This window comes from Streptomyces marokkonensis (assembly GCF_039539045.1).
GTDB classification, from domain to species: domain Bacteria; phylum Actinomycetota; class Actinomycetes; order Streptomycetales; family Streptomycetaceae; genus Streptomyces; species Streptomyces marokkonensis.
Genome location: NZ_BAABCQ010000206.1, coordinates 1 through 12,759, shown reverse-complemented (window position 1 = coordinate 12,759; position 12,759 = coordinate 1). Strand labels below are relative to the sequence as shown.

Below are 12,759 nucleotides of genomic sequence, written 5' to 3'. Positions count from 1 at the left end.
GACATTGTGAGCAGTTCGCAACGTGGCTCCGGCCGAAGCGGATCGCCTCCCGGCACGACTCGACCTTTCCCGACGGACGAGCAGGGGCACTACTTGTTAGAAACCAGAGGGACCCCCATTCCCGCGCCTTCGACTGCCGACGGGTCGTCCATGACCGCCGTCCCGGCCGGGCCTCGACTGAGCGTCCTGGGGTCCATGTCGGCGCGGCTCGACGGGCACGACCTCCCGCTCGGTCCGCCGCGCCGGCGGACGCTGCTCGCCCTGCTGCTCATCCGCCTCGGCCGGGTGGTCCCCACCGAGCTGCTCATCGAGGAACTGTGGGGCGACGGGGCGCCCCGCCACGCCGTCGCCACCCTGCAGAGCCATGTCTCCCATCTGCGGCGGACCCTGCACACCGCGGCCGGGACGAGCAGGCACTCGGTGCTGCGGCACAGGAGACCCGGTTACGTCCTCGAACTCGATCCCGAGCACGTCGACGCCATCCGCTTCGAGCTCCTGGTCACCGACGGACGGCGGCTGCTGGAGCAGAACGATCCGCGCGCCGCGCTGGCCCGGCTCACCGAGGCGCTCGGGCTGTGGCGCGACACCCCCTACGCGGAGTTCGACGGCCACCCGCCGCTCAGCGACGAGAGTGCCCGCCTCGAACAGATCCGGCTCACCACCGTGGAGTCCTGCGCGGAGGCGAGGCTGGCCCTCGGCGCGGCCGAGGAGGCCGCCGCCGACCTGGTCGGGGAGGTACGCCGCCACCCCACGCGGGAGCGGCTGGTCGGCCATCTGATGACGGCGCTGTCCCGGCTCGGCAGGCAGGCCGAGGCTCTTGAGGTGTACGAGCGGACACGCAGCCATCTGGTCGAGGAGTTCGGTGTGGACACCGCGGCCGAGTTGCGCCAGGTAAGGAACGCGATCCTGAGTCAGGAGCCGGGCGCGGGTGCCCCGCCCGAGGGGCTGCCGGCGGTACCGCGCGCGTCCACCGCGGCGCTGCCCCTCACGCCCGTCGCGCCCCCGCGGAACGGGACCGGGAGCGGCGTGACGGCCGTCTCGGCGCGTGGGCACGACGAGGCCGTGGCCGACGGCGCCCGCCAGGCGGATACACCCGGCACAGCCACCGATGGGGACAGGACCGCGGGCAACGGCAGCCCGAAGGCGCGGGCCGACGCGCCGCCGGAGGCGTGGGCGGACGCCGTCGGAACGCCGGACGGGACCGGCCGGTGGCGGGCGTTAATCTGGCCGGCACCCGGACAGGCGGTCGGCGCTGAGACCGCCTGTCCGGGTGCCGGCCCGGAGACCGACGGAGAGTCGGAGCCGGAGTGGACGGCGGCCCCTTCGCCGCTCACCGGCCGCGGCCAGGAACTGGACCGCCTGACGGCCGCCGCGGCGAGCGCGGTCGTGGGCCACGGCCATGTGGCCAGCGTCCTCGGCCCTCCGGGAGTCGGGAAGACGCGCCTGCTCCTGGAACTCGCCGCACGCCTGGAAAGCATGGAGGCGCCGGAGAAGACCACCGGGCCGGAGGTCGTCTGGAGCCACTGCTTCGCCGACGAGGGCGTCCCCGCCTACTGGCTGTGGACCCAGGTCCTGCGGCGGCTGTCCACCACCCGGCCCGACACCTTCCGCGCGGCGGCATGGCCGTACGGCGACCTGCTCGCCCCCCTCATGCCCGAGCGGCCGGCGGCCCGGACCGCGGACGCGGGCGCTTCCCCGGACCCGTCCCAAGCCCGCTTCCTCACCCATGACGCGGTCTGCGAGGTGCTGCTCGACCTCGCCGCGCAAAACCCGCTCGTGCTGCTCCTGGAGGACCTGCAGTGGGCGGACACCGCCTCCCTGGACCTGCTCAAGATGGTGAGCACTCGGTGCCAGGGCCGTCCGCTCGGCATCGTGTTCACGGTCCGGACGTTCCACGCCGATTCGGACGCGACGCTGAGCTGGAAGGTCTCCGACGTGTTGCGCGGCCCCAGAACCGAGACCCTGCGGCTGTGCGGGCTCTCCGCGGACGCCGTCGGCGCTCTGGTCGAGGCGCACGCGGGGCCCGGCGTGGCCCCGGAGGTCGTCGAGGTGCTGCACCGGCGCAGCGAGGGGAACCCGTCCTCCGTGATGCAGATGCTCTCGCTCTTCGGCAATGCGCGCAGACTCCACCACCCGGACGCGGTCGACACGCTCCTGGCCTACATCCCCCCCGTCGTACGCGAGGCACTGCACCAGCGGCTCGCCGAGCTGCCCAAGCCGGTGCTGCGCGTGCTCCGGCCGTGCGCGGCCATCGGCACCGAGGTGGACACCGACCTGCTGCACCGGATCGCCGCACCCGGTGAACCGGTCGCCACCGGACTGGAGTCGGCCGTCCGGGCCGGGCTGCTGGAGGAGGACCCGCACCATCCGGAGCGGCTGTGCTTCGCCAGCGCCATGGTCCAGGAGACGCTGCTGGACGAACTGCCCCCCGCCGACCGCCAGCGCCTGCACGCCAGGATCGCCGACGCGCTGTGCGCACGCCGGCGCGGGCAGGTGGGCGACGAGGAGCTCGCGCCCTTGGCGCACCACAGCTGGCACGCCAAGGACGCACTGCCCCCCGCCCAGGTGCTGCCCAGGCTGCTGCGCGCCGCGGAGCACGCCGGGCGGTCGCCCGCGTTCGAGCAGGCGGAGCTGTGGCTGCGCCGCGCGCAGCAGCTGATCGCCTTCCTGCCGCCGGACGACCCCGCCACGGTACGGCTGGAGCAGAGGCTGCACATCGAGCTCGGCCAGGTGCTCGCCACCACGCGCGGCTACGGCCACCACGAGGTCGAGACGGCCTTGACGCGTGCTCGCGCCCTCAGCACGGTCGCACAGGCCCCCGAGGACCCGGCGCTCCTCTGGGCGCTGTGCGCGGCACGCCTGGTCACCGGGCGCTACGACGCTGTGCGGCAGCTCTCCGGCCAGCTGCGGGACATCGCGCTGCGGTCCGGGGACCCCGTGGCGGTGCTCGGTGCGGCGTACGGGGAAGGCGCCGTGCTCCATGTGCGTGGAATGCTGCCGCAGGCGCTGTCCGAACTCACGCGCGGCGTCGCGATGGCGGACCGCCTAGCCGACGAGCGGCAGATGCCCGCGCCCACCGCCTTTCAGCCGGACCCGCGTGTCTCCATCCGCTCGTACGACACCTTCACCCACTGGCTCATGGGGAACCGGCCGACCGCCGGGGCGCGCCGGCGCGAGCTGCTGGGGCTGACCGAGTTCGGGCACAGACCCCACGACCGCTCCCTGGCGCTGTACGTGGACGGGCTCGTGGCGGCCTGGGAGGGCGACACGCGCACCGCGCTCGCCTCCAGCGACGAGGGACTCAGCGTCGCGGGCGAACACGGGCTGCACTACTGGGAGGTGATGCTGGGCGTCGTCAGGGGGTGGGGCCTGGTGCACGCGGGGCATCACGACGAGGGCCTCGCCCTCATGCACACCTCGCTGACCGGGCTGCGGCAGTCCGACACCTGCTTGCGCCTCCCCGCCCATCTGGGCCTGCTGGGCCAGGCGCAGCACCACTGCGGGCGGACCGAGGAGGCCAGGGGCACGCTCCGGACGATGCTGGCCGCCGTCGAACAGCACCAGGAGCGGGTGTACCTCAGCCCGGAACTGCCCGCGATCCGGCTGACCGAGCAACTGCTGGGCCAGGGCTCCGGCGACTGGCCCGGTCCGTCCTTCTCCCCGCCCTCGTGAGGCACCGCCGCAGGACCCCGGCGAGCGGTGGCACCGGCCACCCGGCTCCGAAGGGGCCACCGCTCGCACGGTCGCGGACTCCACGCCGCACGGCGGGCCGCTCAGTTCTCGAGGATCTCGACCGCCTGTACCGGGCAGGCCATGGGGACGTCCTGGACGCGCGGGTCCCCTGTCCTCTCCTCGAACCCCGGGACCAGGGTGACCAGCGCGTCGTCGTCCTGTGTGAAGACGCCGGGTGCGGTCATGGCGCACTGGCCGGAGCCGATGCACCGATCGCGGTCGATGGTGATGCGCATGGCGTGACCCGCCTTCCTGTTCGTCCGTTTCCTGCTGTTGCTGCTGTCCGTCCGGGTCCTCGTCCGCGTTCGGGGGGTCACCAGGTGACGGGGAGCTCGTGCACGCCGTAGAAGACCATGTCGTGACGGAAGCGGAGTTCCTCGACGGGCTTGGCCAGCCGCAGGGTCGGGAAACGGCGGAACAGGGTCTCGAAGGCGATCTGCAGCTCGATCCGGGCGAGCTGCTGGCCGATGCACTGGTGGGCGCCGAAGCCGAAGGCCAGGTGCGGGGCGGGGCGGCGGGTGATGTCGAAGCGCTCCGGGTCGTCGACGAAGGCGGGGTCGAAGTCGGCGGCGAGGAGGTGCGCGACGACCTGTTCGCCCGCGGCGATACGCACGCCGCCCAGCTCCACGTCCCTGGTGGCGACGCGCTCTCCGCCGAACTGGCCGATGGTCAGGTACCGCAGCAGTTCCTCGACCGCGTTGCCGATCAGCGTGGGGTCCTCGCGCAGCAGGGCCAGCTGGTCGGGGCGGTCCAGGAGGAGCGCCGCACCGAGGCCGAGCATGCAGGCGGTCGTGTCGTGGGCGGCTATCAGCAGGGTGCCGGCCGCGTTCATCAGGAACATGTCGTCGATGACGCCGTCGGGGTCATCGGTGGTGATCAGCGCCGAGATCAGGTCGTCCCCGGGGTTGGCCCGGCGCTCCTGGACGAGTTGGTGGAGCAGTCCGCCCAGACGCATGCCGGCGGCCTCCGTGGCGGCTACGTCCTGGTCCACCCGCATCATCGCCTCGGCGATCTCCTGGAACTCCGGCCGGCGCTCGACCGGGGCACCGAACAGGTCGGAGATCACCATGGAGGGAACCGGGTTGGCGAAGGTCTTCACCAGGTCGACCGGGCCGCCCTGCGCCTCGATGGCGTCGAGGTGCTCATCGACGATGCGCTGGATGTTCGGCCGTAGCGCCTGCATGCGCCGGACGGTGAACTCCCTGGCGAGCATCTTGCGGTCCTCGGTGTGCTCCGGCTCGTCCTGCCAGAGCAGGCTGCCGCGGCCGGGCTTCTGGGTGACGGCGCCGTCCTGGGTGTGCAGCGCGTGGGGCACCTGGACGCTGAACGAGGGGTCGCGCAGCACGGCGCGCACCTGCTCGTAGCCGGTCACCAGCCAGGCTTCGTGGCCGCTGGTGAAGGTGGCCCGGGTCACCGGGGCGGCGGCCCGGATGTCGGCCAGGCCGTCCGGCGGCAGGAACGGGCAGCTACGCGCCTTGGGGACCGCGGGCGCGGCGGTGGGCTCGGACATGGTTCTCCTTGCGTCGATGCTTCGGTGCGGAGGTGGAGGGGGAGGTGCCGCGGGGCCGGTCAGGCGGCGGACAGGGGGAGGGTGGTCTCGCCGCGCCGGGTCGCGTTGACGAGGGCGGCCATGTTCCCGGACGGGTGTACGTTGTCGTGCATCATCTGGTGCATCTGCCCGATGTCCTGGAAGCTCTCGCAGGCGGACAGGCAGGGGTCGAGCATTCCGGCCCCGACCAGTTCGATGACCTCGCGGCACTCGCGGGTGTCGGCGTAGTGCGAGCCCTGGAGGCGCTTGGATCGCATCCACAGGTGGCGCAGGTCGATGTCCCCGTTGTAGCCGGAGGTGCCGCCGCAGATCACCACCATGCCGGCGTTGTCGCACAGGTACATCGAGGTGGGCAGGGTGTCCTGACCGCTGTGCTCCAGCACGATCCGCGGTGACCTGCGCTCGCCGAGGATCTCCCAGATCTTCTTGCCGACCCCGCGGGCGCCGCGCAGGAACCGCGCCGCCCCCTCGGCGTCCCCGACGTCCGGCAGCCGGCCCCAGTGGTCGAATTCGCGGCGGTTGACGATGCCGGCCGCACCGAGGCTGCGGCAGTACTCGGCGCGACTCTCGCTGGAGACCACGGCGATCGGGACGCCGCCGACGAGCTTGACGAGCTGGATGGCCATCGAGCCGAGGCCTCCCGCACCGCCCCAGATCAGCACGGGGTCGCCGGGGCGGACGGTGTTGCCCTGCCAGCCGAACAGCTGCCGGTAGGCGGTGGGCCCGGTGAGCAGGAAGGCCGCCGACTCCTCCCACGACAGATGGGCGGGCTTGAGGTGGCACTGGTACTCGTCGACACGGCAGAACTGGGCGAAGGAGCCGTAGTTGGTCTCGTATCCCCAGGCCTTGAAGCTCCCCGAGGCCAGCGGGTCGGCGCCCATCCGGATGTCCTTGGCGGTCTCGTCCCACTGGCCGCTGGTGACCAGCACGTGATCGCCCACCTTGACGTTGCGGACACCGTCGCCGACGGCCCACACCACGCCGGATGCCTCCGAGCCGCCGATGTGGAAGTCCTCGGTCTCGCCCTGCCGCTGCCGCATCCCGATGACATCGATGGGTCGGCCCAGCGAGGACCACACGTTGTTGTAGTTGATGCCGGCGGCCATCACATAGACCAGCACCTGGCCCCGGCCGACCCGCGGGGTGTCGACGACCTCGGTGCGGAACGCCTGCTTCGGCTCACCGAAGCGGTCCTGGCGGATCACCGCCGCGTACATCTGCGCGGGTACCTCGCCGAGCGGCGGAAGCTCGCCCACCTCATACAGGGTCTTCGTCATGTTCTCTCTCCCACTTGTGCTCTGTCCGTTTCTGGGGTGGCTCGCGGGGGCCGCGGGCCGGTCAAGAGGTCGTTGCGTCCTCGGGTGCGGCGGGGCCGGCCGGGCCGGTGAGGGTTTCCGCCAGCCAGGTGTCCACCGCGGCCGCGGTGGTGCCGGCGTGGTCCTCGAGCATCGAGTAGTGGTTGCCGGCCACTTCGACCACCATGTCCACGTGCTCGGGCGGTGCCGCGCGCCCGTCGCCGTCGGCGGCGCCGGCCAACATGGACTCGCCCGCCCGTACGAGCAGGGTCGGCGCGGCGGTCCTCGGCGCGGCCCAGTCCTCGAACAGGTGCAGGTAGCGGCCCATCGCGGTGAGCTGCTCGCCGCCGGACCTCATGTAGTCCAGGCGCTGCGCCTGCGCCTGCGCCATCGCGTTGAGCACCTGGTGGTCGAAGGGCACCTCCCGGCTGAAGCTGTCGACCATCACCACGGCCGCGGGCCGCTCGCCCATGGCCTCCAGGTGTGCCGCCACGCCGACGGCGAGCCAGCCGCCCGAGGAGTAGCCGAGCAGGACGGCCGGCTTGCCGCCGGCGCACTCCCGCACGGTGCGGGCGTGCAGCTGGAGCACGGCGTCCGGATCGGCGGGAACCGGCTCGTCCTTCTCGTAACCGGGGTTGGCCAGCGCCCACATGTCCAGCCGGTCGCGGAACGGCGCGGCGAACCGCGCGTACTGGTGTGCCCCGGCCGGTACGACGTACGGCGAGAGGCACATCACCGCGTAGGGACTGTCCCCCTGTGACAGCCGCACCGGTGCGGGCCGCTGGGCCAGTTCCTCGGGCCGCTCGAAGGAGGGCCGGAAGCGGGCCGCCTCCATCAGCATCCCCATGGCCTCGGCGGCCTTCCCCTTCTCGCTGGCGTGCCGGTAGAGCTGCACCAGCATGTCGGCGGGCCGCTCCTCCGCCGAGCCCCGGCCCGCGCCCGGCAGTCGCGTCAGCAGGTGCCTGGCGAGCTTGGCGGGCGTGGGGTGGTCGAAGGCCAGTCCGGCGGGCAGCCGCAGCCCGGTGGCCGCCGACAGGCGCCGGCGCAGGTCGATCGCGGTGAGCGAGTCGAAGCCGAGTTCCAGGAAGTGCGCGGTGGGCAGGACGTCCTCGGCCGACCTGTGCCCGAGGACCACGGCGCTCTGCGAGCGGACGTGCTCCACCAGCCGCTCCTCCCGCTCGGCCGGCTCCAGCCTGGCCAGTTCGGCGGCCAGCTCCGCTCCGCCGGACTCCTCTGAGTCGGGCTCCCCGCTCTCCTCGGCGGCCAGGAGCCGCTGTACGTCGGGCAGTTCGGCCAGCAGTGCGCTGGGACGCCCCACCGTGAAGGCGGGCAGGAACTTCTCCCAGTCGATCGGGGCGACGGTGAGGGTCGCCTCGCCGTGCTCGACGGCCTGGCGCAGCGCGGTGATCGCGAGCTGGGGGTCCATGAGGCCCAGCCCGCGCCGCTCGCCGCGCTCCTGGACCGCACCGTCGACCATGCCGCCGCCCGCCCAGCCGCCCCAGGCGACCGAGGTCGCGGTCAGGCCGCGGGCCCGCCGCCGCAGTGCCAGGGCGTCGAGGAAGGCGTTGGCACTGGCGTAGGAGGCCTGGCCGCCGCTGCCCCAGACACCCGCTCCGGAGGCGAACAGCACGAACGCGTCCAGCTCGTGGCCCTCAAGCAGCTCGTCGAGGTGGACGGCGCCGGTGGCCTTGGCGGCCGCGGCCTCGGCGAACTCCTCCAGGTTCGAGTCGGCCAGCACGGAGGAGCGTGCCGAGCCGGCGGCGTGTAGCACGGCGGTCAGGGGGTGCCGGGACTCGATGCCGGCGAGCAACCGGGCGACGGCGTCGCGGTCGGCCATGTCGCAGGCGGCGATGGTCACCTCGGCGCCCAGGGCGGTCAGCTCGGCCCGCAGTTCCTTCGCGCCGGGGGCGTCGGGCCCGCTCCTGCTGGTGAGCACCAGGTGCTGCGCGCCCGCGTCGGCCAGCCAGCGCGCTAGGTGCCGGCCCACGCCACCGGTGCCACCGGTGACGAGGACGGTGCCGCGGGGCTGCCACGGTGCGACGGGTTCTCCTTCGGCGGGCCGCGCCCTGACCATGCGCCGGCCGTACACACCGTCGGCCCGTACGGCGAGCTGGTCCTCCTCGCGCTGGGCCAGCGCTTCGGCCAGGTGGCGCAGCGTGTGCTCGTCCGGCTTCTCGGGCAGGTCGACGAGACCGCCCCAGCGCCGGGGCAGTTCGAGGGCGGCGACAAGGCCCAGTCCCCACAGCTGTGCCTGGCCGGCGTCGCGCAGCGGGTCGTCGGCTCCGGTGGAGACGGCTCCGCGGGTCGCGCACCACAGCGGTGCCCGGACGTCCGCGTCCCCCAGCGACTGCACCAGGGTGACGGTCGCGGCGAGGCCCGCGGACAGCGTCGGGTGGGCCGGGTGGCTGCCGGGTGCCAGGCCGAGCATGGAGAGGACACCGGTGGGCTGTTCGCCGTCGAGTTCCTTGGTGAGCAGGCGTGCGGCCTGCGCGCGGTCGCAGTCGACGGGGAGTTCGAGCACGCGCACCTTGGCGCCGTGGGCACCGAGCACGCCGGCGACGCAGGGTGCCCACTGCTCGTCCGCCAGCCCGGCGGGGAGGACGGCCAGCCACTGGCCGTGCAGTCCGGGGACCGGCTGCTCGGTCAGCCGCCGGAAGGAGACGCGGTAGCGCCAGCTGTCCACCGTGGACTGCTCGCGGCTGCGCCGGCGCCACGCGGACAGCACCGGCAGCGCCGGGCCGACGAGGGCGGCGTCCTCCGCTCCGAGCCGGTCGGCGAGCCCGGCCAGGTCCTTGTTCTCCACCAGCTCCCAGAACCCGGCCTCGACGGGATCGGTGCCCGCGGGCACGGGGTCGGCGCTCTCCAGCCAGTACCGGCGCCGCTGGAAGGCGTACGTCGGCAGGTCCACGCGCCGCACCGGGTGCCCGGCGAAGGGGACCGTCAGGTCCACGGGGACGCCGCTGACGTGCAGCTCGGACACGGAGCGCAGGAATCGGGCCATGCCTCCCTGGTCCCGGCGCAGCGAGGCACCGGTCACGGCGTGGGCGCCGGCCTCCTCGGCGGTCTGCTGCACCGCGTCGGCCAGCAGCGGGTGCGGGCTGCACTCGACGAACACCCCGTGCCCGTCCGCGAGCAGCGCGCCCACGGTCCGCTCGAACTCCACGGTCTGCCGGGCGTTGCGGTACCAATACTCGGCGTCCAGGGCTGTGGTGTCGAGCACCGCGCCGGTCACCGTGGAGTAGAAGGGGACGGCGGCCGGGCCCGGCGCGACCGGGGCCAGCAGCTCCAGCAGTTCCGGGCGCAGGCTTTCGACCTGGGCGGAGTGTCCGGCGCCGGTGGCTCCGCGCACCTTGCGCACGCGCACGCCCTCGGCCTTGAGCTCCGCCAGCAGGTCGTCGACCGCGCCGGGTTCCCCGGAGACGGTAAGGGCGGCGGGCCCGTTGACGGCGGCGACGGAGAGGCGGTCGCCGTACTTCTCCAGCCGCGCGCGGGCCCGGTCGGCGGGCATGGCGATCGCGAGCATGGCGCCCTTGCCGCTGAGCCGGGTCAGCGTGCGGCTGCGAAGGACCACGATGCGGGCCGCGTCTTCCAGTGTCAGCGCGCCCGCGACGTAGGCGGCGGCGACCTCGCCCTGCGAGTGGCCGATGACGGCGGCGGGTGCCAGGCCGTAGGAGCGCCACAGGGCAGCCAGCGACACCATCACGGTGAACAGCGCGGGCTGGGCGACTTCCACCCCGGCCAGGTCCGGTGCGCCCGATTCGGCGCGCAGGACGTCGAGCAGCGGCCAGTCGAGGTAGGGGGCGAACGCCTCGACGCAGGCCGCGGCCTGCTCGGCGAAGACGGGGGCGGTCTCCAGCAGTTCGCGGGCCATCTCCGTCCACTGCGAGCCGTGGCCGGGGAAGACGAAGGCGACCTTGCCGGACGCCGCCGCGGTGCCCTGGACCAGGGTGTCCGCGGGGGTGCCGTCGGCGAGCGCCGCGAGCCCGGCCCGCGTCTCCTGCCAGTCCCGGCCGACGACCACGGCCCGCTGCTCCAGCCGGGTTCGGGTGGTGACCAGGGCGCGGCCGACGTCGGGCAGCGAGAGCCCGTCGTCGCCTTCGAGGTGCTCCAGCAGCCGGCGGGCCTGCTCACGCAGGGACCGGGCGGTCTTCGCGGAGAGCGTCCACGGCAGGACGTCCAGGGGCTGGCCGGCGGGCGCGTCCTGCGCCGCGGTGGCCGCCTCGTCGTCGGCCGCGGTCCCGGCGGCGGGCGTCTCTGGCGGGGCCTGCTCGATGATGGTGTGCACGTTGGTTCCGCTCAGCCCGAACGAGGAGACGGCCGCGCGCCGCGGCCTGTCCCGCTCGGGCCAGGCGGTCTGCTCGGTGAGCAGGCGCACGGTGCCGTCGGACCAGTCGACGTCCGGGGTCGGCTCGGCCACGTGCAGCGTCCGCGGGAGGACGCCGTGGCGGATGGCCATCACCATCTTGATGACACCGCCGACGCCCGCGGCGGCCTGCGCGTGGCCGATGTTGGACTTCAGCGAGCCCAGCCACAGCGGCCGCCCGTCCGTCCGCTCCCGGCCGTACGTGGCCAGCAGTGCCTGCGCCTCGATCGGGTCGCCGAGCCGGGTCCCGGTGCCGTGGGCCTCCACGGCGTCCACCCCGTCCGACTCGAGCCGTGCGTTGGCCAGTGCCTGCCGGATGACCTGCTGCTGGGCCCTGCCGCTGGGCGCGGTCAGGCCGTTGGAGGCACCGTCCTGGTTGACGGCGCTGCCGCGTACGACGGCCAGGACCTCGTGCCCGTTGCGGCGGGCGTCGGACAGCCGCTCCACCAGGACCAGGCCCACGCCCTCGGCGAAGCCGGTGCCGTCCGCGGACGAGGAGAACGCCTTGCAGCGGCCGTCGGCGGAGAGCGCGCGCTGCCGGCTCGACATCGTGAAGGCGGACGGCCCGGCCATCACCATCACGCCGCCGGCCAGTGCCATGGAGCATTCGCCGCCGCGCAGCGCCTGTACGGCGAGGTGGAGGGCGGTCAGCGAGGACGAACAGGCGGTGTCGACGGTGACCGAGGGCCCCTGCAGACCGAAGGTGTAGGAGAGCCGGCCGGAGATCACGCTGGCCGCGGTGCCGCTGGGGAGGTAGCCCTCCACGCCCTGAGGCACTTTCAGCGGCCGCCCGGTGTAGTCCTGGTAGCCGGAGCCGACGAAGACTCCCGTGGGAGTGGAGCGCATCGTGTCGGGGGCGATTCCCGCGCGCTCGAAGGTCTCCCAGGCGGTCTCCAGCAGCAGGCGCTGCTGCGGGTCCATGGCGATGGCCTCGCGGGGGCTGATGCCGAAGAGCCCTGGGTCGAACTCGTCCGCGTCGTGCAGAAAACCGCCCTGCGTGGTGTACGTGGTGCCGGGATGGTCGGGGTCCGGGTGGTAGAGCGCCTCGACGTCCCAGCCACGGTTGCCGGGGAACTGGGAGACGGCGTCACCTCCGGAGGCGACGAACTGCCACAGGTCCTCGGGGGAGTTGACGCCGCCGGGGTAGCGGCAGGCCATCGCGACGATGGCGACCGGCTCGTCCAGTACGGCGGCGGCCGCCACGGTGGTGGTGTCCGCGGAACGGACGCCGGTGAGTTCGGCGAGCAGGTGGCCGGCGAGGTCCTCGGCCGTAGGATGGTCGAAGACCAGCGTGGTGGGCAGGGTGAGGCCGGTGGCCTCGTTTATCCGGTTGCGCAGCTCCACCGCGGTCAGGGAGTCGAAGCCCAGGTCCCGGAAGGGCCGGTCGGCCTCGACCGCGCCCGCCGTGCGGTGGCCCAGGACGGCGGCGGCGTGCGTGCGTACGAGGTCCACGACCGCGCGTGCGCGGTCCTCGGGCGACAGCCCGGACAGGCTCTCGGCGAAGGCCCCGGAACCGCGGCCCGCCTCGGGTGCCTCCTCGGTGAGCGTCGCGCGCACTTCGGGAAGGTCGCCGAGCAGCGGGCTGGGCCGGCCGAGGGTGAACGGCACGATGAAGCGCGGCCAGTCCACGTCGGCCACGGTCAGCAGGGTCTCGTCGCGGTCGAGCGCGCGCCGCAGCGCGGTGACCGCCGCTGCCGGTGTCATCGCGCGCAGGCCGCGGCGGCGCAGCCGCTCCTCGTCGTCGCCGTCCTGGACCATGCCACCGTCGGCCCAGGGGCCCCAGGAGACGGCGGTCGCGGTGAGGCCGCGGTCGCGGCGCT

The 12,759-nt window shown here is 73.7% G+C and carries 5 protein-coding genes; 1 reads left to right on the top strand and 4 read right to left on the bottom strand.

The genetic code is table 11. The annotated features are described in order from the left end of the window. The first annotated feature begins 150 nt into the window (after positions 1–150). The gene (locus ABEA26_RS32185; RefSeq protein ID WP_345597127.1) at positions 151–3,672 is read left to right on the top strand and encodes an ATP-binding protein; all 3,522 of its coding nucleotides are present in this window, start codon (positions 151–153) and stop codon (positions 3,670–3,672) included. Between the two features lie 101 nt (positions 3,673–3,773). On the opposite strand, the gene ABEA26_RS32180 is transcribed toward ABEA26_RS32185, so the two are convergent. The 4 genes from ABEA26_RS32180 to ABEA26_RS32165 form a co-directional block, all read right to left on the bottom strand. After that, a complete protein-coding gene (locus ABEA26_RS32180) occupies positions 3,774–3,968 on the bottom strand; it encodes a ferredoxin (protein WP_345597126.1) in 195 nt (64 codons plus the stop codon). Positions 3,969–4,045: 77 nt separating this feature from the next. Further along, positions 4,046–5,242 carry a cytochrome P450 gene (locus ABEA26_RS32175; RefSeq protein ID WP_345597124.1) on the bottom strand — a complete coding sequence of 399 codons (1,197 nt, stop codon included), beginning with the start codon at positions 5,240–5,242 and terminating at the stop codon, positions 4,046–4,048. 59 nt (positions 5,243–5,301) lie between these two features. Next, positions 5,302–6,558 (bottom strand): crotonyl-CoA carboxylase/reductase, encoded by a 1,257-nt coding sequence (gene ccrA, locus ABEA26_RS32170; RefSeq protein ID WP_345597122.1) that lies wholly within the window; start codon positions 6,556–6,558, stop codon positions 5,302–5,304. Between the two features lie 61 nt (positions 6,559–6,619). Then, positions 6,620–12,759, bottom strand: a 6,140-nt coding sequence (locus ABEA26_RS32165; protein ID WP_425587933.1) for a type I polyketide synthase, incomplete at its 5' end; no start/stop codon positions are given.